This is a genomic window from Lactimicrobium massiliense, from assembly GCF_900343155.1.
Classification (GTDB): domain Bacteria; phylum Bacillota_I; class Bacilli_A; order Erysipelotrichales; family Erysipelotrichaceae; genus Bulleidia; species Bulleidia massiliensis.
The window spans coordinates 75,079-98,658 of sequence record NZ_OUNG01000002.1 but is presented as its reverse complement, the minus strand read 5'-3'; the positions used below and the strand labels follow the sequence as shown (position 1 = coordinate 98,658).

Here is a 23,580-nt window from a genome sequence, read left to right as displayed (position 1 = left end):
ATGGATTTTAACAGCATATTGCAGCAGGCCCAGATGATGAAGGATAATCTTGGCAAGCTGAGTGAAGAACTTGATGAAAGAACCTATACCGGCAATAATGGCGGCAAAGATGGTGCAACCATTGTGATCAATGGCCGATATGAAGTACAGAGTGTCACCATTGGTGAAGATCTGTGTGACAAGGATAACCGTGAGATGCTGCAGGACATGATCCTGCTGGCCTTCAATCAGGCAAGTGACAAAGCGCGTGAAGATCGTGAAAAGTCACTGGATGAGGCAACCGGCGGCCTGAATATTCCGGGGATGTGAGCATGTACCCGCAGAGTCTGAGAAAACTGATTGACTGCTTTAAGATGCTGCCGGGTGTCGGTGAAAAGACCGCAGAACGCTATGCACTGCTTGTGACTGATATGAATCCTGAGAAGGTGCAGAACTTTGCGGATGCACTTGTCGAAGTACGCAACAATCTTCACCACTGCAAAACATGCGGCAACCTCTGTGAAGGGGATGAATGCGAAATCTGTACAGATACAGAACGTGATCATGCCCTGATCTGTGTCGTGGCATCTCCCAAGGATGTCATCGCCATGGAAAAAACAGGTGAATACAAAGGTGTTTATCATGTCCTGAACGGACTGATCTCAACAACAAAAGGCATTATGCCGGAAGATCTGAACCTGCAGACACTGCTGGAAAGGGCAGAACATGCAAGGGAGATCATCCTGGCAACAAATACAACACTCGAAGGAGAAACGACGGCAATGTATCTGAACAAGCTGCTTGCCAGCCAGTATCCGGATTTATTGGTTACCCGCATTGCTCATGGCCTGCCAAGCGGCGGTTTACTGGATTATGCTGATGAAATGACCCTCGCCCATGCGATGAGTGACCGCAGAAAGATGTAATCAGAAAGAAGGTGGAACATATGAATGAAGATTTGAAAATTGCCCAGGCTGCGACCCTGGAAGACATTGAAACCATTGCTGCAAAGGCAGGTATTGCCAAAGAATATCTGGAACCTTATGGCAGAGACAAAGCCAAGGTCGATACCAAAATATTTGCCAGTCTCAAGGATAAATCAGATGGCAAACTGATTCTGGTGACAGCCATTACCCCGACAAAAGCAGGTGAAGGCAAGAGTACAACAACCATTGGTCTTGTCGATGGACTGAACAAGATTGGCAAGAAAGCCATGGGTGCCCTGCGTGAACCATCCCTGGGACCTGTCTTTGGCTTAAAGGGCGGTGCCACCGGCGGCGGTCATGCCCAGGTCATCCCGATGGAAGCGATCAACCTTCACTTTACCGGTGATATGCATGCCATCACCACTGCAAACAATCTGATTGCTGCGATGCTCGACAATTCGATCTATCAGGGCAATCCATTAAATATTGATCCAACTAAGGTTGTCTGGAAACGCTGCATGGATATGAATGACCGCACGCTGCGTTCCATCACGATTGCCCAGGATAAGAAGACAAACGGTGTGGAACGCAAAGACGGCTTTGTCATCACTGTGGCATGTGAAGTCATGGCCATCCTGTGTCTTTCCAAAGACCTCCGCGACTTCCAGCAGCGCATTGCCAGATGCGTTGTCGCATATACCTATGATGACAAGCCAGTCACCGTCAAGGACATCCAGGCAGACGGTGCTGCTACAGTTGTCATGAAGGAAGCTCTCAAGCCGAATCTTGTACAGACATTGGAACACAATCCGGTTCTCATCCATGGCGGACCATTTGCCAATATCGCCCATGGCTGCAACTCCCTGATCGCCACAAAGCTTGCATTAAAACTCAGCGATTATGTTGTCACAGAGGCAGGCTTCGGTGCAGATCTTGGTGCCGAGAAGTTCCTGGATATCAAGTGCCGCATCGGCAATCTTCATCCTTCTGCAGTTGTCATTGTCGCTACTGTCAGAGCACTCAAGATGCATGGCGGTGTTGAACAGGAAAACCTGCAGACAGAGAATGTTGAAGCCATGCTTGCAGGTGCAGAAAACCTGCAGAAACATATTGAAACCATTCAGGCATTCGGTCTGCCGTATGTGGTTGCCATCAATAAGTTTGTAAAGGATACATCGGCAGAAGTCGCTGCCCTGCTTTCCTGGTGCAAAGACCACAATCACCCGGTATGCCTGGCCGATGGCTGGGCAAAGGGCGGTGCAGGCATGACGGAACTTGCCAGCTGTGTGAGCAAACTTTGTGAGAAGGAAAATCACTATGCACCGATTTATGATGTCAATGATTCGATCGAAGACAAGCTGACAAAGATTGCCACGACTGTCTATGGTGCAAAGGACGTCGAATTCTCTGATGAAGCAAAGGCGAAGATTGTTCAGTTTGCAAAGTATGGCTGGGACAAGCTGCCTGTGTGTGTTGCCAAGACACAGAACTCTTTGTCCGACGATGCCAAGCTCAAAGGCAGACCGCGTGATTTCACGGTTCATGTCAGAGATCTCAGCATCTCGGCAGGAGCTGGCTTTGTGGTTGCCTATACCGGCACAATCCTGACGATGCCAGGTCTGCCCAAGGTACCGGCAGCGGTTAATATGGGTGTTGACGAAAACGGCAATACCTATGGTCTGTTCTGATTAGAAAGGATATGCATGAGTTCCATTGCCTACGTAAGTGATCCAGCCATGCTGGAATATCATCGTCTGTGCCGCAGCCAGACGATCCTGTTCTGGCGGCTGACCGTGAAAAACAGATTCTCAGATTTCCATCATGGAGATCTGCTGTTTTTCTATGCCCGCGGCCCCCGCTCCAGGAAGAAGGGATTTATTGGCTACGGGCATTACGAAGGCACAAGAAAACTGTCACTGAACCAGATGTGGAAACAGTTTGGCAGAATGACCGGCTATGATACCAAAGCACAGCTGGAAGAAGCCATTGCCAAAGCATCCCGAAACCACATTCCGGAATCCATGCAATGTCTCATCCTCAGCAACATCGTCTTCTTTACAGCACCTGTCTTTCCAAAAGAGGTCGGCCTGGATATTCCTGCTAACCTGGAATCCTACTGCTACATTGATAAGGATGATCCTTCTGTGACAGTACGTATTCTGAAACAAGCGGATAAATTTGGCATTGATCTCTGGAGCTATGACAACAGGCAGTCTCCTGAGACTGTTTTCAAGGCAGATGAAGTCCGCCACATCCTTGCTATGGCCTGCTATCAGATGGGCAAAGAAACAGGATCAGAAAATGAGAAGACCATCAGCCATCGTCTGGCCAGAGAAAAAACAAAAGTAGACGGCTGGGAATTGATCAGGGGATCACTGAGTGACTGCGGATCCATGGACAGCCATGGCATTCATCTTGCCATTCCCTTTGTATGCAGCAGTATTGACCGTCCGCACCGTATGCAGATGTGGATTGGCCGTGCAATGCTCTATGCATTGTATCTGAAACAGAATAAAATCAATGATGCACTTTCTGTGTCCGTACTATGTGAGACAGAGGATGCGGAAATGGAAAGGCTCGTGAAACAGTTGAATGGACAACTATGAAGTCATTGTAATCGGCGGCGGCCATGCCGGCATTGAGGCAGCACTTGCCTGTGCCCGCATGCATCACAAGACGCTGCTGTTATCACTCAGTATTGAAAACATCGGCAAGATGCCATGCAATCCTTCTGTCGGAGGACCAGCCAAAGGCATCGTTGTCAGAGAAATTGATGCCCTTGGCGGTCAGATGCCAATCACCGCAGACAAAACAGCACTGCAGTTCAAGATGCTCAACAGTGCCAAAGGACCTGGTGTCAGAGCACTGCGCGTACAGTCTGACAAGCTGGCTTACAAAGCCATGATGCAGGATGTCTGTCTGCATCAGGAAAACCTGACAGTCAAGGCAGACATGGCTGTGCGCCTGAATGTGGAAGATGGAAAGGCCACCGGCGTCACATTAAAGGATGGCTCTGTCATCAACAGCCAGATTGTCATCCTGACAACCGGTACATACATGGCCGGTCTGAACATGATCAGCAGTGAAGTCACACCAGGCGGACCAGACCGTGAAACCACAACAAACGATCTGTCCGCATCACTGCGGGAAGCAGGTCTGCGCACATTCCGCTTAAAGACCGGCACACCGCCAAGAGTGCTGACAAAATCCATCGATTTCTCTAAAACAGAGATCGAACCAGGTACCAACAAGTTCATCTGCTTCTCTGACACGACAACGCATATTCGCCCGTTTGACCAGCAGGTACCTTGCTATCTGACCTATACAACCCCGGAAACACATGAGCTGATTCTCAGCAATCTGCACAAGTCATCTATGTATTCCGGTGTTGTCAAAGGTGTTGGACCGCGCTACTGCCCATCCATCGAAGACAAGCTTGTTCGCTTCAAGGACAAGCCAAGACATCTCTTATTCCTGGAACCGGAATCACTGTCTCTGGATACAACCTATGTCCAGGGATTCTCCACATCTCTGCCAAGAGACATCCAGGAAAAGATGGTTCACTCTCTGCCGGGCTTTGCCAATGCCGTGATCAAGAAGTATGCATATGCCATCGAATATGATGCCATCGATCCAATCCAGATGCGGCCATCTCTGGAATCCAAGATCATTCAGAATCTGTTCACTGCCGGTCAGGTAAATGGCACCTCCGGTTATGAGGAAGCAGCCGGACAGGGTATCATGGCAGGCATCAACGCCAGCCTGAAACTGGAAGGAAAGCAGCCACTCATCCTTTCCAGAGATGAAGCCTATATCGGGGTCATGATTGATGATCTGACAACCAAGGGTACGGCAGAACCATACAGGCTGTTAACAAGCCGTGCTGAATTCCGCCTGTTATTACGCCATGACAATGCCGATCAAAGACTGCTGGAAAAAGGCTATCAGATTGGTCTGATCTCTGAAGAGAGACATGATGCGTATCTTAAAAAGATGGAGAAAATCAAAGATCTCAAAGAACATCTGAAAAATACAGGTCTGAACCATGAAAATAAGGATGCCAGCGATTATCTTGTCTCACTTGGCTATAGTCCGCTGGAAGGACACGTGTCAGAAGATGAACTGGCCAGACGTCCGAAAGTCGATCTGTATACGCTGCTTTGCAAAGCAGGGGAAGATGTGGATGAAAGAATTGCCGAACAGGTTGGTATTGAAGTCCGCTATGAGGGCTATATCAATAAGGCAAAGCGTGAAGCAGCAAAATTAGCAGCCATGGACCATGTCATTCTTCCTGATGATCTGGATTATCAGAAGGTCGACAATCTGTCTATTGAAGGCAGACAGAAACTGTCAAAGTTCCGTCCTGCCACCATGGGCCAGGCATCCCGCATCTCGGGTGTCAATCCGGCTGATCTTGCCGTACTTGCTATATATCTCAAAAGTCAGAAAGAAGTGAAGTCATATGAATTATGAAGAAGTTGTTTCCAATGTCCAGGTCTATGGTCTGGAAGAATCCGTCAAGGGATCCAAATATCCCATGGCAACCGATCTTGCCAAAGTTACCTCGGAAGTAACCCCAACCACCCAGAAACTTGCGAACGCTAAAACAGGATCCGGCCATGATAACTTCATGAACGGCATCGTTGTCCAGTTTGATCTGACCTTCACCAACAAGGCATGGGTCGAAGCCGAGCGCTATCACTTCCTGGACTTTGTCTCTTCACAGTCCACCATGCACCGGATCACCAAGTTTGATCTTGATCAGGCCTATATTTCCTATGTCGATCCCCGCATCATCACGATCATGAAGGAAAAGGTCAAGGATTACAATGACCTGCAGGCCGATATCAAGCGTCTCAAGGCAGAAGGCAAAGACACCTCAACCCTGGATGATCTTGCCCGCAGTAAGTATCTGGAAATCCTGTATTCCAACCCGGCCGGCTTCCGTTTGACCGCCCGCATGACGACCAACTATCGTCAGCTCAAAACGATCTATTTTCAGAGAAGAGATCACAGACTGCCGGAATGGCGTGCTTTCTGCAAGTGGATTGAAACACTGCCATATGCCGAATTTATTACAAAAGCACAGTAAAACAGCAGGGTACATGTATGTAATCAGATGTGGAGAATAAACTTTTCCACATTTATTTTGCCCTGTACGTTTTCTTTTCATGAAAATGTGGATAAATTGTTTTTCAACAATCCAATGTATCCGCATCTGAATCTTGATGGTAGAATGGGTTAGCGCAGAGAGGGAAAGACATGACCAATGAACAACTGAAGGATGCCTGCACGGCCATGCACATGCCTTTAGACAATGAACAGATGGCAATGCTCCATATATATGCTCAGATGCTTGCCAGCTGGAATGAAAAGATGAATCTGACTGCTATTACCGAGGAAGAGGAAGTCAATGAAAAGCACTTTCTTGACAGCATTCTGCCTCTTGGCGATGTTCATGTCCTGGGAAATATTTGTGATGTCGGCTCCGGTGCCGGCTTTCCCGGCCTTGTCTGGAAGATCGTAAGACCAGACCTCACTGTCACCCTGCTGGAGCCAACAGGCAAGCGCTGCACCTTTCTGCAGGCAGTGATTGATGAGCTGCATCTCAATGAAATCAAGGTCATCAATAAAAGAGCTGAAGATTTTGCCAAGGAAAAAAGAGAAAACTTTGATGTGGTAACAGCCAGAGCCGTTGCCAATCTGTCACTGCTTTCAGAACTCTGCCTGCCTCTTGTCAGGCCAGATGGCCTCTTCATTGCCATGAAAGGCCTTCATGGAGACGAAGAAGCCATTGCGGCAGAACATGCCATCACCGTTCTTGGCGGCAGAAAAGAAGCTGAATACAAACATGAACTGCCATCGGGTGAACGCATCAACCTGGTTTACCGCAAGGTCAAAAAGACACCAGTGATGTATCCACGCAATTATGGCCAGATGAAGAAGAAACCGCTGTAAGGAGATTGTATGCGAACAAAGGGAAGAAAAGGAATCCTTGATATCTTTGACCGTCAAAGTGAGCAGACAATCAAACAAATTCCGGTGGAGCAGATTGCAGCATCCCGCTATCAGCCAAGACTGAAGTTTGATGAGGAAGCATTGCAGGAACTTGCACAGTCGATCAAGGAGCAGGGACTGATTCAGCCGATCACGGTCAGACAGGTAGAAGATCATTATGAGATCATTGCCGGTGAGAGAAGATTCCGTGCCTGCCAGATGGCCGGCTATGACACGGTGCCATGTTATCTGCTGACACCAAGTGAAGATCAGGCTGCCCAGATGGCACTGGTAGAGAACATTCAAAGACGTGACCTCAGTGCGATTGAGGAAGCCAAGAGTTATGTACAGATCATGCGGCAGGCCAGTCTGACCCAGGAACAGATGGCAGAGAGGGTCGGCAAATCGCAGTCGGCCATTGCCAACAAGATCCGCCTGCTGAATCTTCCTCAGGAAATTCAGGAAGGCGTGCTGGACCAGAAAATTTCGGAGCGGCATGCCCGTGCACTGCTGAGTGCGCCGGCTGAAAAGCAGAAACAGATTTACCACGAGATTCTCAAGCATGGCCTGACTGTGCGGGAAACCGAAGACTACATCAGGAAAGCATCACAGCCTGAAAAGGTACATAAAAGACAGAAGACAAAGGGATTCACCAGGCAGACACAGCTTGCCATCAATTCGGTGAATCAGTGCGTACAGATGATCCGTAAGATGGGCATTGACGCAGAAGTGCAGCAGATGGAAACAGACAATGACATCCGAATGGTCGTCCGTTTCCCTAAAAATTAAGGGAAAAACGTTATGGGAAAAATTATTGCAATTGCCAACCAGAAGGGCGGCGTAGGAAAAACAACCACCAGCATTAACCTGGCAGCTGGTCTGGCATATTTTGACAAGAAAGTACTGTTGGTCGACTTTGACCCCCAGGGCAATGCCACCCATGGCATCGGTGCCAACAAAGTCGGTTTTGATGCAAGCGTTTATGATGTATTAACCGGCGACAATACCCTGGAAGAAGCCACTGTGCATCTGACCATGCCGCCGCTGGATGTTCTGCCCAGCACGATCGATCTGGCTGGTGCCGATGTAGAGATGAGCTCCTATGAAGTCGGCAAGGAACAGCTTCTCAAGAAGCGCCTGGAACCAGCCCGCGACAAGTATGATTTCATCATCATCGACTGCCCGCCGGCACTGGGCCTTTTGAATACAAACGCACTGACTGCTGCTGATTCTGTCATGATCCCGGTACAGTGTGAATATTTTGCCCTGGAAGGACTGACCCAGCTGTTAAGCACGATCCGCCTTGTCCAGAAGCTCTGGAACCCGCATCTGTCGATCGAGGGCGTATTACTGACGATGTTTGATGTGCGTACCAGACTGTCAGTCGAAATCCAGCAGGAAGTGCGCAAATACTTTAAAGAAAAGGTGTACCATATCGTGATTCCACGCAATGTCAGGCTGTCGGAAGCACCATCCATGGAAAAGTCGATCTTTGAATATGACACCAGATGTGATGGCGCCAAGTCTTATGCACAGCTTGTCAAGGAAGTCATTACACAGAATGCAAAGGACGGCAGAAAATAATGGCAGAGAAGAAAAAGAAACTCGGCAGAGGACTTGATTCCATCTTTGGCGGCAATGTGGAACAATTCCTGGACGAGATCCAGGAAAATGCCAATGATGAACCAGGCCGCCGGGAAGTACAGATCAATATCAATGAAATCAGGCCGAACCCATATCAGCCTCGTAAAGAGTTTGATGAAAAAGGACTGCAGGAACTGGCTGACTCCATCAAGGAACATGGCATCTTTACACCGCTGTTAGTCAGAAAGTCTGTCATGGGCTATGACCTGATCACCGGTGAAAGAAGACTGCGTGCAGCCAAGATGGCAGGCCTGGATAAAGTGCCAGCCATTCAGGTAGATTTCGATGATTCAGAGATGATGGAAATCGCGCTGCTGGAAAACGTGCAGCGTGAAAATCTCAATCCGATCGAAGAAGCCCTTGGCTATGAAGCCCTGGTCAAAAAGCTTGGCTATACGCAGGAAAAGCTTGCCGAGCGGGTCGGTAAGAGCCGTGAGTACTGCGCCAATATGATGCGTCTGCTGAAACTTCCTGATTCCATCAAGGATCTGGTCGTCGCAAAGAAACTGACGATGGGGCACGTCCGCCCATTGCTCAGCTTAAAGGATGAAGATGCGATGGAAGATGCGGCCGATGAAATTCTGAAAAAGAAGATGTCGGTGCGTGAAGTTGAAAAATATGTCAAGCAGCTCAATGCCCAGGATCAGCCGGCTTTGAAGAAAGAGAAGGAAAAAGATCCGTATACGAGGGATCTGGAAACCCGCATGAGTGATAAGTATGGCACCCGGGTAGAAATCGGCAGGCACGATATCAGGATCAGTTTCAGTGATACTGATGATCTCAATCGTCTGCTGGAAATGCTTGGCTGTCTGGATGAATCAGAGCAGGATTAACAAACAAAGCACATTTTCTGTCTATGATATACAGGAAATGTGTTTTTTTTACAGATGAATTCCACTAAAATTATAAGTATGGTTCATATCCGAAAGGAGTGATACGATGTGTACGAATTCGTGGAAGCTTTTCAGGATTTTGACGATTCTGATATCGCTGGTCACCGCAGTATTTAACTGGCGGTGGACAACAGGTTTTCTTGCGGGAACGGCAATGTGCATTCTGCTGTATTACCGCACAGATACCTACTGGAGCGATATCCTTGACAGTGGTACGACCAAAGGCAGCCGCTACATGTTTCATTTCGCCATCAATTTTCTTCTGATGGCACTGCCGATGGTGCTGGCAGCACTGTTCCCGCAGATCATGAATATCTTCGCAGCGGCACTCGGCTTACTGATGATCAAGATCACGGTCACCGTGGAAGTACTGCTGCCAAAAGGAAAGGAGGAAGCACGATCTTAGAATGAAAATTCAATCGGATGTCTATACGATCATCCTCATTACCCTGATCATTGGCATCAGTATTGTCCTGATTTCAAAGAAGATTGACAAGCTTGATCCCTATGCAAAGCCCAAAGGCTTTACCGGCGCGGTTATCCTTGGCGTCCAGGCAGTTTACAACACGGTCAGTGACAACACCGGCAGAAAGCTGGCAGACCACTATGTACCGTATATTCTTGTCCTGTGGACATATATCTTCCTTGCCAATATCATCTCGCTGTTCGGTATTTCATCACCAACTGCGAATCTGTCCGTGACCCTGCTGCTGGCCATCATTACCTGGGTTATGATCCAGTATGTGGAGCTCAAATACGGCGGCTTCAAAGGCTACATGCACAGCTTCATTGAACCGATTGCCGTCATGCTGCCAATGAACATCTTCGGCAAATTCTCTACCATGATCTCCATGTCGCTGCGTCTGTTTGGAAACATTCTGTGCGGCGGCATCATGATGCAGCTGGTATACAACGCCTGCCAGTCACTGTCCAACCTGTTGCTGGGCTGGATCACCAAGTCAGGAACCGTATTCAATTTCATGGCGCCGATTCTGGCTCCATTGCTGCATGCATACTTCGATCTGTTCTCTGGATTCATCCAGACACTCGTCTTCGTCACATTAACAGTAGTTCTGATCGGGAATGATATTCCTGAAGATATCAAGAAATAAAAAGGAGAAAAAAATATGGATATCAACAAAGGTTTAATCGCAATCGGCGCCGGCCTGGCAGTTATGACAGGTATGATGACTGGTCTTGGTGAAGGTACCTGCGCAGCTCATGCCTGCGATGCCATCGGCAAGAATCCGGAAGTCGAAAGCAAGATCCGTTCCACGATGATCCTTGGTATTGCTCTTTCTGAGACATGTGCCATCTATGGTCTTCTGGTTGCCATCCTGCTGATGTTTGTCTATCCGAATCTTTAATAAGAGGCTGATCAATGATTAATATCGACATCGTTGAACAGCTTGTTCCAAACGTTTACACGATGATCGTTCAGCTCTGCTCCACACTCGTTCTGTTTTTACTCATGAAGAAATTCCTGTGGAAGTCCGTCAAGAAATTCATGAATGCCCGGGAAGAGAAGATGCAGTCAGATCTGGCTGCATCTGCTCAGGCAAAACAGGATGCCCTTGGCGACCGCCAGAAGGCATTGAGCGAACTCCAGGAAGCTTCTTCCCGCAGCAAGCAGATTGTGGACGCTGCCGTACAGCAGGCCAAGGATGAAAAGACAAACATCCTTGCACAGGCAAATCAGGAAGCTGATGCGGTCAGAAAGAAGGCCCAGGAACAGATTGAATCCGAGCGTCAGGATATGTACAGGTCCATGCAGAAAGAAATGGTCGATGTGGCGATGGCCGCAGCCGGCAAGCTCATTGGTGAAAAGAGCAATGAGGAAATGGACCGCAAAGCCGTTGACGCTTTTGTAAAGGAAGCAGCCGGCAATGAGCAGTGAAGTCGCTGAAAGATACGGCACAGGTCTGTTCGAGCTGGCATGTGAAGACAATACCGTTGAAAGCAAGAAGGAACAGGCAGAAACACTTCTTGATACATTAGAACAGAGTGATGAACTGCTTTTATTCCTGCAGGCTGTCAAAGTTACGAACGAAGAAAAGAAAGATACGGTTGTGGAAATCTTCAAAGATACACTGGACAAGGACATGATCAACCTGATCAGGCTGCTTGTCGACCGCGATCGTACCTGGTATCTCAAGGATATTCTGCGTGTGTATATCGGTCTTGCCGACGAGAAACTCGGCATCCAGAAAGCAGAAGTTTACTCGGCCCGCAAACTGAGCAAAGAAGACCTGCAGCGCATCGCAGATGCCATTGGTAAAAAACAAAACAAGAAGATTATTCTGCGCAACATTGTGGATCCATCCCTGATTGCCGGCATCAAAGTCAAAGTTGGCAATACCGTGACGGATATCACCATGAAGAGCCAGATTGAAAATCTCAGACAAGCATTACTGAAAGGAGGCAACGCATGAAACAGCTGCGTCCGGAAGAGATCAGTTCCCTGATCAAGGATTCCATCAAGAACTATGACAGCCGCATTCATTCCGATGATGTTGGCTATGTCATCAGTGTCGGTGATGGCATTGCCATGGTCCAGGGTATCGATAAAGCTATGTCATCCGAACTGCTGGAATTCCCGCATGGCGTCATGGGTATGGTACAGAACCTCGAAGAAGACCATATCGGTGTCGTCTTGTTTGGCGATGATTCCCTGATTCATGAAGGTGATGAAGTACGCCGCACCGGCAGAATTACAGAAGTACCGGTCGGTGATGCCATGCTGGGCAGAGTCGTCAATGCCCTTGGCATGCCTATTGATAACAAAGGTCCCATCAACACAACCAAGACCCGTCCGGTAGAAAGAGTCGCTCCTGGCGTCATGACCAGAAAATCTGTCTGCCAGCCGCTGATGACAGGTCTTAAAATTATTGATTCCATGATTCCGATTGGCAAAGGCCAGCGTGAATTGATCATTGGTGATCGTGAAACCGGTAAGACTGCCATTGCAGTTGATACCATCATCAACCAGAAGGGCAAGAACGTTTACTGTATCTATGTCGCGATCGGCCAGAAGGAAAGCACCGTAGCCCGTATGGTACAGAAACTGCGTGAGACCGGTGCCATGGACTACACAGTTGTCGTTAACGCAGGTGCTGCTGAAAGTGCACCGCTACAGTACATTGCACCATATGCAGGCTGTGCCATTGGTGAGGAATGGATGGAACAGGGCAAGGATGTCCTGATCGTCTATGATGACCTCTCCAAGCATGCAGTTGCCTACCGTACGATGTCCTTACTGCTCAGACGTCCTCCGGGAAGAGAAGCCTATCCTGGTGATGTCTTCTACCTGCACAGCAGACTGTTGGAAAGAGCTGCCAAGCTCTCGGATGCCCTGGGCGGCGGTTCTTTGACGGCACTGCCGATCATCGAAACCCAGGCAGGTGATATCTCTGCCTACATTCCGACCAACGTGATTTCCATCACCGATGGTCAGATCTTCCTGCAGACAGATTTGTTCGCTTCCGGTGTCAGACCGGCCGTTGATTCCGGCCTGTCCGTATCCCGTGTCGGTTCCAGTGCCCAGACCAAGGCAATGAAGAAAGTATCCTCATCCCTCAAGCTGGATCTGGCCCAGTACCATGAAATGCTGAGCTTTGCCCAGTTTGGATCTGATCTGGATGCCAATACCAAGAAGATCATTGAACATGGTGCCAGAGTGACAGAACTGCTCAAACAGCCGCAGTATCAGCCGATGTCCATGGCAGATCAGGTATTGTCCCTGTACTCGGCCAGGAAAGGTCAGCTGGATCAGGTGCCAACCGATCAGGTTGCCGCATTTGAAAAAGCCATGCTCAGATTCTTCCATGACAAGCATGCCGATCTTGTCAAAGAGATCGAGGATACGGAAGACATCAGCAAGGAACTTGATGCAAAGCTGAGTGCTGCTATGGATGAAGCCCTGCAGCATTTCCAGCTGCTTAAGGGAGTCGCTGCATGAGTCAGTCCAAACAGGCCCTGCGGTCCCGGATCAAATCGGTCAATTCGACCAAGAAGATTACCCGGGCCATGGAAATGATTGCCAATGCCAAGCTTTTCAAGCAGAGAAACAAGATGGAAAGCAATCGTGAATATGCCCAGCGCCTGCAGGACACCGTCAATGAGATTGTCACCAAGAACAAAGGAATCGACAATCAGTTCATGAAGCCCAGGACTGCCAAAGCAGTCTACTCCATCGTATTCTGCTCTGACCTTGGTCTTTGCGGCGGCTACAATGGCAACATTACCCGCTATGTTGAGACCTATCTGAACAAAGAAGATCCGATGATCCTGATCGGCACCTCATTGTTCCATATCCTGCAGGAGAAAGGCTTCCATCTGCTCAATGACAAGCCGATTTCCAGTGATCACATGGATTTCATGACTCTCAAGGGCTATGTCGAAGATGGCGTGAAGCAGTATCAGGCAAACAAGGTTGGCAAAGTTCAGCTTGTCTATACAAAGTTCATCAATACGATGACTTTTGTGCCTGCTGAAGATGTCTTGCTGCCATGTGAAGTCAGGGAAGACCAGCAGGTCAAAGAAAATGAGAACCACGTCGAAACATTGTTTGAGCCGGATCCGGATACGATTCTGGATGCACTGATTCCGATGATGATCGCCGATGTTGCCTATTCTGACTGGATGGAGAGTACAACCAGTGAGCAGGGCAGCCGCAGGGTTGCCATGAAGACGGCAACAGACAATGCGAATGATCTTTCTGACAAGCTGCTGCTGGCTTACAACAAGGCAAGACAGGCGGCGATCACGCAGGAGATTACTGAAATCGTCAGCGGATCACAGGCCGTCTGACAAGAAAGAAGGAAAAGATGGAAAATACTGGAAAAATCGTACAGGTCATCGGACCTGTCGTAGATATTCGCTTTCATCCGGATCATTTGCCTTCCATCCGCAATGCAATTCATATCAAGATGGGTGATAAGGAAATGACCTGTGAAGCAGCCCAGCATATCGGCGATGATATCGTCCGCTGTATTGCCATGTCTTCCACCGACGGCCTTGTCCGCGGCATGGAATGCATTGATACCGGCAATCCAATCGAAGTGCCGGTAGGTGATGAAGTACTGGGCAGAATGTTCAACGTCCTTGGTGAACCGATTGATGGTCTGGGACCGATCAATGCCAAAGAGCATCTGCCGATCCACCGTCCTGCCCCGACCTTTGCCCAGCAGCAGACATCCAGTGAAATTCTGGAAACCGGCATCAAGGTCATTGACCTGCTGTGCCCGTATGCCAAAGGCGGTAAGATCGGTCTGTTCGGCGGTGCCGGTGTCGGCAAGACCGTATTGGAACAGGAGCTGATTCATAACATTGCGATCGAGCACGGCGGCCGTTCCGTCGTTGCCGGTGTTGGTGAAAGAACCCGTGAAGGCAATGACATGTACTATGAGATGAAGCAGTCCGGCGTCTTGAAGAACACCGTGCTTGTCTATGGCCAGATGAATGAATCTCCGGGTGCCCGTATGCGTGTTGCTCTGAGTGCACTGACCATGGCAGAGTACTTCCGTGATGAAGAACATCAGGATGTGCTTCTGTTCATCGATAACATCTTCCGTTTCACCCAGGCTGGCTCGGAAGTATCTGCTCTGCTTGGCAGAATGCCTTCAGCCGTTGGCTATCAGCCAACCCTGGCAACCGAAATGGGCCAGCTGCAGGAACGTATCACATCGACCGACAAAGGATCCATTACATCCGTACAGTGTGTCTATGTGCCTGCCGATGACCTGACCGACCCTGCGCCGGCTGCTACTTTCACCCATCTGGATGCCAGACTCGTTCTGGATCGTTCCATTGCTGCACTGGGTATTTACCCGGCCGTAGATCCGCTGCAGTCCAGTTCCAGAATGCTGGATCCGCTGGTAGTTGGTGAAGAGCATTATGAGACAGCCAGAAAGGTTGTTGAGATTCTGCAGAGATACAAGGAACTGCAGGATATCATTGCCATCCTTGGCATGGAAGAACTTGGTGAAGAAGACAAGCGTACCGTCAACCGGGCAAGAAGAATCCGTAACTTCCTGTCACAGCCGTTCTATGTTGCCGAACAGTTCTCCGGCCTGCCGGGTGTCTATGTCAAGGTTGAAGATACGATTCGTTCCGTCAGAGCGATTCTTGATGGCAAGTACGATGATCTGCCTGAACAGGCTTTCCTGTCTGTAGGCACCATTGAAGATGTCGTCAGGAAGGCAGAGAGTCTGAAATGAGTACGCTGCACGTGAGGATTGTCACCCCGCATGGTCTGTACAAGGAATTTGATACAGAGATTCTCAATGTGCAGACAAATGATGGTGATCAGGGCATCCTTGCCCATCATATGCCGCTGGTGACAATGCTGAAGATTGGTAAGATGTCGACGGTGGAAAATGGCAGAAGAGAAGAATATGCCGTGGCCGGAGGGCTTCTGTACTTCCGTGACAACACGGCTGAGATTCTGACCGATGCAATCGAAAGCAAGGATGAAATCAATGTAGACAGAGCCGAAGCTGCTAAGAAAAGAGCAGAAGAGCGGCTTGCCTCCAAGGATCCTAACATCGACATGAAGCGTGCCCAGGCAGCACTCGCCAAGGCACTTAACCGTCTGGAGCTCAAACATATCAAATGATCAGAAGATACTATAAGTCTGTCATTTCGTTAAAAGCAGCATTGCGCCAGACCATCAATGCACTACTTGTCTTCCTGTTTGCCTATCTGACCTTTCATACCGGCACTAAAACATACTGGTATCTGGGCGTGATCACTGGCATCACATTGATCATCCAGATCATTCTGACTGAGATCAAAAAAGCTTCCACAACAAGAAGTCTGCACCAGGTGAAACATGCGGATCAGTATTATGATGAAGGAGCTATGCTTGGCAAATCCTTCTTCCTGGAAGACAGAATTCTTCTTTGCACAGATAAGATCAAGGTGAAAGAATATCCATCCACCGGATGGACAAAGGTGCAGATCAAGCCGGGCAAGAAAGAAACCATGCAGGTAACACTGCAGGGCAGTGAAAGTATTACATTCACTGTCGATAACAAACTGCAGGCGGAAAGGCTTGCGGCTTTCCTGAAGAAAAGAAACAAAGAAATTACCATTGATGGGATTGCACCAAAGGGAAATGGAACCCTGCAGGAATTAAAGAGTGAATGAAGAACACCAGCTGATACGTATTGGCTGGTGCTTTTTCTGGTTGCCAGGCATTCAGAATTCATCGGAATCGACGAGTTTCTGCTAACAAAGTGCATAAGTATGCGAGTGTTATCATCGACCCGATGAAAGGCTGTGTTCTGTATCAGGTGAATGAGAAGAAGCAGACGGTATATGAGTTCATGGAATTTGTCAAAGATGACTGGATACGCCACGTAAAGGCGGTTGCCCGTGACAGAAACAGCGATTACAAAGAAGCTTTTAAAGACAAGGATCCGGAAGTGAAGATCATATTCGATCATTGTCATATCGTTAAAAATTCAAATGACAAGGAAGTCTCTGAAGTGCACAAAGATGAACAGGAGAGACAGATCTCAGAAGGCAAAACCGAAGCAGAAACACTTCTGAAGGGATCAAAGTACGTCTTCATGGCAACTGAGTGGTTACTTTCTCCCGACGCTAACAATACTAATCTTTTCTTTACAGCATCATGAATTCCGCTCATCTGAATATTTTCTCTCAAACATAAAATGACCTCCGCAACAGGTAAAAGCTCTGTACTGCTTACGGAGATCATCTGATAAGTAAAGGAGGACTTTACATTTTGTCTAAACGATTTTTAGACTTTTTTGGGGGTGCATATAATTTAAATGATGAATACAATGTATCTCCTAAAAGAACTAATTCAATCAGATTGTGTGGATAAGGAGATTTTATACAGACAGTAATAACCGCAGCCACCCAAATCGGGATTGACCACAGAAAACGATGATATTTTTCCTCCTTTGTCAAATTCCACCAGAAAAGTTTTTTCATAATATTACGACCTTATAGGATCCCACCATCCACTGTTGTATGGACCTGCAAGATGTCTGCTATAAGGAGAAGATTCATAGAAATTAATATATTCATTGATAATTTCAGGCACGGATACCTGGCAATTCATTGCCAGGAAGAAGCACCCATCCTCCTATCTTTATAATTATTTGCAGATTCGTCTGTTTGACTGATTTGCCTGCTTTCTGCAGCCTGACAATATTCTTTAATGGATTTTCCTTTACCATAAAAGCAAATATTCCTCCTGAAATCATTATACGGGAAAGAATTGTCACTATCCGCCACAGCGTGTATACATTTGCACATTGCAAAAGGAAAAATCAGTTGAAAATGGCACAGACACATGAGCCCTCAAAGTCATATTTCTTATCGATGATCATGTTCTGCATCAACTGCTGCCGCAAAAAGTAATATCTTTACCTGCGCTTGATTAAAAGTACAGTCAGATCATTGACATTGGTGCCGGTAGGACCTGTTTTGACCAGAGCACCCGCAGCCTGTAAGGCATGATAGCTGTCATTATCAGAAAGAATGGCAGGAATGGAAAAGCCTTTCTCCTGCAGCAGTTGTGCCGTATGTTCATCCACCATACCCCCAGCCGCATCACTTGGCCCATCCGTGCCATCTGAACCAATGGAAAAAAGACATGTGTCATGATATCCGGACAAGCCTTCACTTGCTGATAAAGCCAGCTCCTGGTTTCTGCCACCCATACCGCTGCCAGTCAGATGCACAACGGTTTCGCCACCCAGAACATATGCCAGTGAAATCGGGCTGCCCTGATGATCACGGGCAATTGCCGACAGGAACCTTCCTGCTTCCCTGGCTTCACAGTCCAAAGAAGATGTCAGATAGATGGGCGTATAACCAAGTCTTTTGCATTCCTCCTCAGCACTTTGACACAGTTGTTTCACACTGCCAGTGACGATGCTTTCCACATTCCATAACGCTTTGGGTGTTTCTTCCTGCAATGCTGCAATTGCATCATCAGACAGGGTGAGATGGTATTTGCTTACAATTGCCATCGCATCCTGGCAGGTATGGGGATCCACGGCGGCCGGACCGGACGCAATGGCATCCAGCGGATCGCCAATAATATCAGACAGAATAATCGCGTACACATGGGCTGGCTGGCACAGCTGGCCGAATCTGCCTGCCTTCACACCGGACAGGTGCTTGCGGATGATATTGATTTCCTGGATATCTGCTCCACAGGCAAGCAGCTGGCTGGTGATATTCTGCAGTTCAGGAAGGGGAATGATCGGATCCTCAAACAGGGCACTGCCGCCGCCGGAGATACAGAAGATGACAAGATCATCCGACGATAAATCAGAAACCAGCTTCTCGGCCTTCTTTGTGGCAAAGATACTGTTCTGATCAGGCACAGGGTGGCTTGCTTCCAGACATTTGACATGGGGGATATCGCCTTTGACATGGCCGTACTTGGTGATACAGACACCTTTGTACAGCCTGTCACCAAGCTGCTTTGCGACTGCATCTGCCATCGTCCAGGCGGCTTTGCCAATTGCCACAAGCACAATTTTTCCTGTTACTTCCGGCATCTTCTTCAAGGCAGAAATGACGGCCTGATCAGGCTGGGCATCCTGCAGTGCTTTCTTCATAATCTGCTGTGCATCTTCTTGTATTGTTCTCATCGTACAGTCCTCATTTCTATTGTATGACACCAGTGTTTGCGGCAGGTAAAAACACGATGAAATTGCATGCATGATTTTGAAGAGGATTAATTTGATCATAATCGTCTCCAATTTGATCAAATTCATCAAAATGATCAAATTGAAGTATCGGTGTACTGATATACTGTGGATGAGATGTCATTACTTACACTTGTCATAGAAAGCCGGAGATACTGGCAGAATTCGCTGCTTTCACGGGAAGAGATCCAGCAGAAGAGTCTGGATGGTTTTCATCATGTGCTTGTGCATGCCTATGATCATTCAGCGTTTTATCATGATCTGTACAGCAGAGCGGGACTGAAAAGAGATGATCTTTTTGAGATTGCACCAGTCGATGTGCCAGTGATGGCAAAGCAGGATGTGATCGATCATTTTGAAGAAATTGCCACTGTTCCAGTCCATCATACAGCAGATGGCTGGAAGGCGTCCCATGGCGCCATGGTGATTCATTCTTCTGGTTCTACGGGAATACCGACGCCGTTTGTTTATGGACGTGGAATGATGACGGCAATTGAGGCAAACTTTGTCAGACTGGTCAACAGAGGCGGCATGAACCGGATTGCCTGGCCTGATCTGCCGATCAAAAACATCCATGCGGCATCGGTTGGCTCCGGTTATGCCAGTACGCTATTGTTAACAAGCGGGTTGAAGAAATATCATGTGAACTGCATTGTGGTGAAAGCTTCTGATCCTTTGGACGAATGGGTCAGTAAGATCGGTGCTTTCCAGCCGCAGTTTCTTTCCGGCTATCCATCCTGTGTGGCGATTCTATTGAAACTGCAGAAAGAGGGCAGGATTCATCTTGCCCCGAAGAAAATCATCATCGGCGGTGAACCAGTCACGAAAGAACAGATGCAGGCTCTGTGTGATACATTCCATGCGGATGTGATCAATTACTACGGCAGCTCTGAATCCATCCTGATTGGTGCCGGCGGCAGCTGGTATGAAGGCATGTATTTGTTTGATGATCTCAACTATGTCGAGGAAGATTCCATGCACAGACTGATTCTGACAACCCTGCACAATCCGGAATTTCCTTTGATTCGCTACCGCATGAATGACATCATGACCGGCTTTGATAAAGGCTACGACGGCGTATTGCCGTTTACGCATATTGATGGCATTGCCGGACGTGTGGAGGATACTCTCTGGTATGACAATGAAGAAGGAAAGCCTGATTTCCTGCATCCACTGCTGCTGGATGATTTATATGTGGAAGGCGTATCTGCCTATCAGTATGAAAAGACAGGAAAAGAGGAACTGACCGTGTATTGTCTGACAGATCAGGATCATCAGAAAGTACAGGCGGAAGTAAGAAAACAGGTTGGAGAAATGCTGGCAGAGAAAAAGATGCGCAACATCAGAATTCGAACTGTATTTCCGGAACAGTTATATCGGAATCCGGTATCAGGCAAGACGGCCATGATTGTAAATCGCAGCAGATGAGGCAGAATCTGAAAAGATATCAGGATTCTGCTTTTTCATGCTTTCAGGTATTCTTGAATATTCCGTGTATTTGGGACAATCATTGTGTTCTGATGGATGCGGAAAATGTGGATTATCGTATAAAGTTATAGATATGAATAAGGTACAGAAAGATAATGTTGGAATTCCTGGTGATGTGACTGTGGGACATGCACACGTTCATGGGCACTATCATTCACCTGAAGAAAAGAAAAAGCAGCTGAATCGTCTTGCCAAGGCGAGCGGGCATTTGACCCATGTGAAAACGATGATTGAAAATGATGATGATTGTTCTGAGGTATTGATGCAGCTGGCGGCCGTAGAGTCTGCTCTGCATAGTCTTGGCAAAGAGATCATCAATGAACATCTGACACACTGTATTACCCATGCGATTGAGGATGGCGATACAGATGCAATCGAAGAATTTAAGAAGGCAATATCAAAGTACATGTAAGTAACCCCCACCCGGGTTGTGAGTAATTCCCATTTTTCATACAATGTAAGCACATACAGAAAAAGGGGAGAATACAATGCATATTCCGGAGAATTATCTTTCACCTGCCACGTGTGCCGTTATGGGGGCAGCAATGGTACCAGTGTGGGTACATGCTGTGCGCAGGGTAAATCGTGATCTGCCAAAGGAGAAGATGCCGCTGCTTGGGGTTGGAGCGTCCTTTTCTTTTCTGAGCATGATGTTCAATGTACCACTGCCGGGCGGAACAACCGGTCATGCCGTAGGCGGCACATTGATTGCAATCTTATTCGGACCAGATGCGGCCTGCATTGCAATCTCCATTGCTCTGTTGCTGCAGGCAGTGATCTTTGGTGACGGCGGTATTTTATCATTTGGCGCCAACTGCTTTAACATGGCCTTTGTGCTGCCCTATGCAGGATATGGCATTTATTCGCTGATCCAGAAAGCATCAGGAAAGAAGGACCGGCATGGCATCAGCTATGCCGCTGCTGCGATTGGTTCCTATGCAGGCATCAATCTTGCGGCATTATGCACAGCCATCGAATTCGGCATCCAGCCCATCCTGTTTCATGACGCAGCCGGCAACGCTCTGTATTGTCCCTATGGTCTTTCCGTTTCCATCCCGGCTATGATGATTCCCCATCTGCTTGCTGCAGGCATTGTGGAAGCTGCTTTTACAATTGCAATTCTGGCCTTTGTCAGAAAGACATCACCGGATCTGCTGTACGGTGATGCCACAAAGACACACACAAAATCTCATGTGCCACTGTTTGCTCTGACTGCCATTTTAATTGCGGCATCACCATTGGGTCTTCTTGCCCAGGGAACAGCATGGGGAGAATGGGGTGCAGATGAGATCTCAGCAATTGTCACAAATGGAAAAACACTCGGTTATACACCGCAGGGGTTATCAAAAGGGTGGACATTACAGGCCTTACTGCCGGATTATGCAGTTTCCGGCTTCAATGAGATCATCGGCTATATCCTGTCTGCCATCATAGGAACAGCTTTGCTGATTATCTTTTTCAAACTGCTTTCCATTCCTGTGAAGAAAAAGGAAAAGTATGCTGCCTGAATGGATGCAGAAAGAAGATGATTACCATCCGGAAAAGGATGGCAGCCGTTTCGCTCTTTCTACGATCAAAACCATTGGCTGTGCCATGGCACAGATCCGTGTTCAGCATGGCCATGAAAAAGGGCGGACACTGCCGCCTGTTTTCAAACTGTGCCTGCTGTTGATCCTGATCCTGTCCGTGTCCATTGCTCGAAGCAGAATCCTGCTCATGGCATGTGCTGCCATGATCCTTGGATATCTTTGCACATGGCCTGCAAAAGATATCCTGCCTGTTGTCAAAGCCAGCAGCAGGGCATCGCTGCTTGCATGCTTGCTCTTGCTGCCGGCAATGCTGATGCGTCCAACCCTGATCCCCAACGATCTTTTCATCATTTCCAAAGTGTTTCTCTGTGTCAGTGCACTTGGGATCTATAATCACACAACCCAATGGAATCACATCACCACAGCACTGCGAAAGCTCCATCTGCCTGCCGTCTTCATCTTCACGCTTGATCTCACCCTGAAATACATTGTTCTGCTGGGTAGCCTGATCAATGATCTGCTGACTTCTGTGCAGCTTCGCTCGGTGGGCAAAAATCAGAAGAAGTACAATTCCATTGGCGGCGTCATGGGCATCACATTTGTGCGCGGATCAGAAATGAACCAGCAGATGTATGAAGCCATGCAGTGCCGCGGCTTTACAGGCGATTATAATGGACTGTGATATGTGCTTGATGGAACTGAAAGATATTAGCTTTGCATACAGTGAAGATGAACCGCCGGTGCTGGAACACCTCAGCTTTTCACTTGGCAAAGGAAGATGCCTGGCAGTGGAAGGCGCCAATGGTGCTGGCAAGACAACCCTGTTCCAGCTTCTCAACGGCCTGTCTTTTCCCCAGGATGGCACTTACTTCTTTGATGGTGTACAGATTGATCAGAAATACCTGAAAGACCAGCAGAAAGCCAAAATGTTTCATAAACGGATCGGCTATCTGTTCCAGAACCCGGATGTGATGCTGTTCAATGGCAGTGTGTATGATGAGATTGCATTTGGGCCAAGGCAGATGGGACTGTCAGACCGTGATGTCAGAGAAAGAACAAATGACTGTCTGAAACTGTTCCATCTGGAAGCACTGGCAGACAAGGCGCCGTATCATCTCAGCGGCGGACAGAAAAAACGGGCAGCACTGGCAGCGGTTATGTCATTGAATCCGGAGGTATTGATCCTTGATGAGCCATTTGCCTCTCTTGATCAAAAGACGATTGAACAGCTGGAGACATTTTTGCTGGATCTTAAAGCTGCCGGCAGAACCATTCTGCTGGCAGACCACCAGAAAACATGTATAGAAAAACTGGCAGATGACGTATTGAAGCTGCCGCAGAGAACCGAAGAATAATGCAGGCAGAATATGAATTCTGCTGTTCTTTCTGGCATTGCATGAAAAACCTGCTATCATAGCAGGGCTGAAAT

General features: G+C 48.0%; 27 protein-coding genes. 26 read left to right on the top strand and 1 reads right to left on the bottom strand.

Annotated elements, in window-relative coordinates; genetic code table 11:
- From DHU66_RS03920 to DHU66_RS03820, 21 genes are all read left to right on the top strand, one after another.
- Positions 1 to 309: a YbaB/EbfC family nucleoid-associated protein gene (locus DHU66_RS03920; RefSeq protein ID WP_108774597.1), complete on the top strand. Its 309-nt coding sequence runs from the start codon at positions 1 to 3 to the stop codon at positions 307 to 309.
- A 2-nt stretch (positions 310 to 311) separates the two neighbouring features.
- Positions 312 to 905, top strand: a complete 594-nt coding sequence (gene recR / locus DHU66_RS03915) for a recombination mediator RecR (protein WP_108774596.1) — start codon at positions 312 to 314, stop codon at positions 903 to 905.
- 20 nt (positions 906 to 925) lie between these two features.
- A complete protein-coding gene (locus DHU66_RS03910; RefSeq protein ID WP_108774595.1) occupies positions 926 to 2,593 on the top strand; it encodes a formate--tetrahydrofolate ligase in 1,668 nt (555 codons plus the stop codon).
- 15 nt (positions 2,594 to 2,608) lie between these two features.
- Complete coding sequence (locus DHU66_RS03905) at positions 2,609 to 3,511, top strand: hypothetical protein (RefSeq protein ID WP_108774594.1); 903 nt, start codon at positions 2,609 to 2,611, stop codon at positions 3,509 to 3,511.
- Positions 3,498 to 5,378, top strand: coding sequence for a tRNA uridine-5-carboxymethylaminomethyl(34) synthesis enzyme MnmG (gene mnmG / locus DHU66_RS03900; protein ID WP_108774593.1), 1,881 nt, complete (start codon positions 3,498 to 3,500; stop codon positions 5,376 to 5,378). The genes DHU66_RS03905 and mnmG overlap by 14 nt, the downstream gene beginning before the upstream one ends.
- Positions 5,368 to 5,997: a hypothetical protein gene (locus tag DHU66_RS03895; RefSeq protein ID WP_108774592.1), complete on the top strand. Its 630-nt coding sequence runs from the start codon at positions 5,368 to 5,370 to the stop codon at positions 5,995 to 5,997. Before mnmG ends, DHU66_RS03895 begins: the two co-directional genes overlap by 11 nt.
- A 170-nt stretch (positions 5,998 to 6,167) precedes the next feature.
- Positions 6,168 to 6,863 carry a 16S rRNA (guanine(527)-N(7))-methyltransferase RsmG gene (rsmG, locus tag DHU66_RS03890; protein ID WP_108774591.1) on the top strand — a complete coding sequence of 232 codons (696 nt, stop codon included), beginning with the start codon at positions 6,168 to 6,170 and terminating at the stop codon, positions 6,861 to 6,863.
- 9 nt (positions 6,864 to 6,872) lie between these two features.
- The gene (locus DHU66_RS03885; protein ID WP_108774590.1) at positions 6,873 to 7,691 is read left to right on the top strand and encodes a ParB/RepB/Spo0J family partition protein; all 819 of its coding nucleotides are present in this window, start codon (positions 6,873 to 6,875) and stop codon (positions 7,689 to 7,691) included.
- Positions 7,692 to 7,703: 12 nt separating this feature from the next.
- The gene (locus tag DHU66_RS03880; protein WP_108774589.1) at positions 7,704 to 8,486 is read left to right on the top strand and encodes a ParA family protein; all 783 of its coding nucleotides are present in this window, start codon (positions 7,704 to 7,706) and stop codon (positions 8,484 to 8,486) included.
- Entirely contained in the window at positions 8,486 to 9,379 is an 894-nt protein-coding gene (locus DHU66_RS03875; protein WP_108774588.1) for a ParB/RepB/Spo0J family partition protein, read from the top strand. The genes DHU66_RS03880 and DHU66_RS03875 overlap by 1 nt, the downstream gene beginning before the upstream one ends.
- Before the next feature lie 106 nt (positions 9,380 to 9,485).
- The gene (locus tag DHU66_RS03870) at positions 9,486 to 9,845 is read left to right on the top strand and encodes a hypothetical protein (protein WP_108774587.1); all 360 of its coding nucleotides are present in this window, start codon (positions 9,486 to 9,488) and stop codon (positions 9,843 to 9,845) included.
- Between the two features lies 1 nt (position 9,846).
- Positions 9,847 to 10,551, top strand: coding sequence for a F0F1 ATP synthase subunit A (locus DHU66_RS03865; protein ID WP_108774586.1), 705 nt, complete (start codon positions 9,847 to 9,849; stop codon positions 10,549 to 10,551).
- Positions 10,552 to 10,566: 15 nt separating this feature from the next.
- Positions 10,567 to 10,806 (top strand): F0F1 ATP synthase subunit C, encoded by a 240-nt coding sequence (locus tag DHU66_RS03860; protein WP_108774585.1) that lies wholly within the window; start codon positions 10,567 to 10,569, stop codon positions 10,804 to 10,806.
- Positions 10,807 to 10,820: 14 nt separating this feature from the next.
- A complete protein-coding gene (atpF, locus tag DHU66_RS03855; protein WP_108774584.1) occupies positions 10,821 to 11,336 on the top strand; it encodes a F0F1 ATP synthase subunit B in 516 nt (171 codons plus the stop codon).
- Complete coding sequence (atpH, locus tag DHU66_RS03850) at positions 11,326 to 11,871, top strand: ATP synthase F1 subunit delta (RefSeq protein WP_108774583.1); 546 nt, start codon at positions 11,326 to 11,328, stop codon at positions 11,869 to 11,871. Before atpF ends, atpH begins: the two co-directional genes overlap by 11 nt.
- Entirely contained in the window at positions 11,868 to 13,397 is a 1,530-nt protein-coding gene (gene atpA, locus DHU66_RS03845; protein ID WP_108774582.1) for a F0F1 ATP synthase subunit alpha, read from the top strand. The genes atpH and atpA overlap by 4 nt, the downstream gene beginning before the upstream one ends.
- Positions 13,394 to 14,248, top strand: a complete 855-nt coding sequence (atpG, locus tag DHU66_RS03840) for an ATP synthase F1 subunit gamma (protein ID WP_108774581.1) — start codon at positions 13,394 to 13,396, stop codon at positions 14,246 to 14,248. The genes atpA and atpG overlap by 4 nt, the downstream gene beginning before the upstream one ends.
- A 17-nt stretch (positions 14,249 to 14,265) precedes the next feature.
- Positions 14,266 to 15,657 carry a F0F1 ATP synthase subunit beta gene (atpD, locus tag DHU66_RS03835; protein WP_108774580.1) on the top strand — a complete coding sequence of 464 codons (1,392 nt, stop codon included), beginning with the start codon at positions 14,266 to 14,268 and terminating at the stop codon, positions 15,655 to 15,657.
- Positions 15,654 to 16,055, top strand: coding sequence for an ATP synthase F1 subunit epsilon (atpC, locus tag DHU66_RS03830; RefSeq protein ID WP_108774579.1), 402 nt, complete (start codon positions 15,654 to 15,656; stop codon positions 16,053 to 16,055). The genes atpD and atpC overlap by 4 nt, the downstream gene beginning before the upstream one ends.
- Positions 16,052 to 16,588, top strand: coding sequence for a hypothetical protein (locus DHU66_RS03825; protein WP_108774578.1), 537 nt, complete (start codon positions 16,052 to 16,054; stop codon positions 16,586 to 16,588). The genes atpC and DHU66_RS03825 overlap by 4 nt, the downstream gene beginning before the upstream one ends.
- Before the next feature lie 89 nt (positions 16,589 to 16,677).
- Entirely contained in the window at positions 16,678 to 17,079 is a 402-nt protein-coding gene (locus tag DHU66_RS03820) for a transposase (RefSeq protein ID WP_135358294.1), read from the top strand.
- Positions 17,080 to 17,838: 759 nt separating this feature from the next.
- Here the strand turns inward: DHU66_RS03820 and DHU66_RS03815 are convergent.
- Positions 17,839 to 19,077: a glycerate kinase type-2 family protein gene (locus DHU66_RS03815; protein WP_108774576.1), complete on the bottom strand. Its 1,239-nt coding sequence runs from the start codon at positions 19,075 to 19,077 to the stop codon at positions 17,839 to 17,841.
- 174 nt (positions 19,078 to 19,251) lie between these two features.
- On the opposite strand from DHU66_RS03815, the gene DHU66_RS03810 reads away from it, so the two are divergent.
- The 5 genes from DHU66_RS03810 (at position 19,252) to DHU66_RS03790 (ending at position 23,506) form a co-directional block, all read left to right on the top strand.
- Complete coding sequence (locus DHU66_RS03810; RefSeq protein ID WP_108774575.1) at positions 19,252 to 20,562, top strand: phenylacetate--CoA ligase family protein; 1,311 nt, start codon at positions 19,252 to 19,254, stop codon at positions 20,560 to 20,562.
- 133 nt (positions 20,563 to 20,695) lie between these two features.
- On the top strand, positions 20,696 to 21,034 hold the full coding sequence (locus DHU66_RS03805) for a metal-sensing transcriptional repressor (protein ID WP_108774574.1): 339 nt from the start codon (positions 20,696 to 20,698) through the stop codon (positions 21,032 to 21,034).
- 76 nt (positions 21,035 to 21,110) lie between these two features.
- The gene (cbiM, locus tag DHU66_RS03800; RefSeq protein ID WP_108774573.1) at positions 21,111 to 22,130 is read left to right on the top strand and encodes a cobalt transporter CbiM; all 1,020 of its coding nucleotides are present in this window, start codon (positions 21,111 to 21,113) and stop codon (positions 22,128 to 22,130) included.
- 4 nt (positions 22,131 to 22,134) lie between these two features.
- On the top strand, positions 22,135 to 22,833 hold the full coding sequence (locus tag DHU66_RS03795; RefSeq protein ID WP_167836245.1) for an energy-coupling factor transporter transmembrane component T: 699 nt from the start codon (positions 22,135 to 22,137) through the stop codon (positions 22,831 to 22,833).
- A gap of 10 nt (positions 22,834 to 22,843) precedes the next feature.
- Positions 22,844 to 23,506: an energy-coupling factor ABC transporter ATP-binding protein gene (locus tag DHU66_RS03790; protein ID WP_209451733.1), complete on the top strand. Its 663-nt coding sequence runs from the start codon at positions 22,844 to 22,846 to the stop codon at positions 23,504 to 23,506.
- Positions 23,507 to 23,580: the final 74 nt, after the last annotated feature.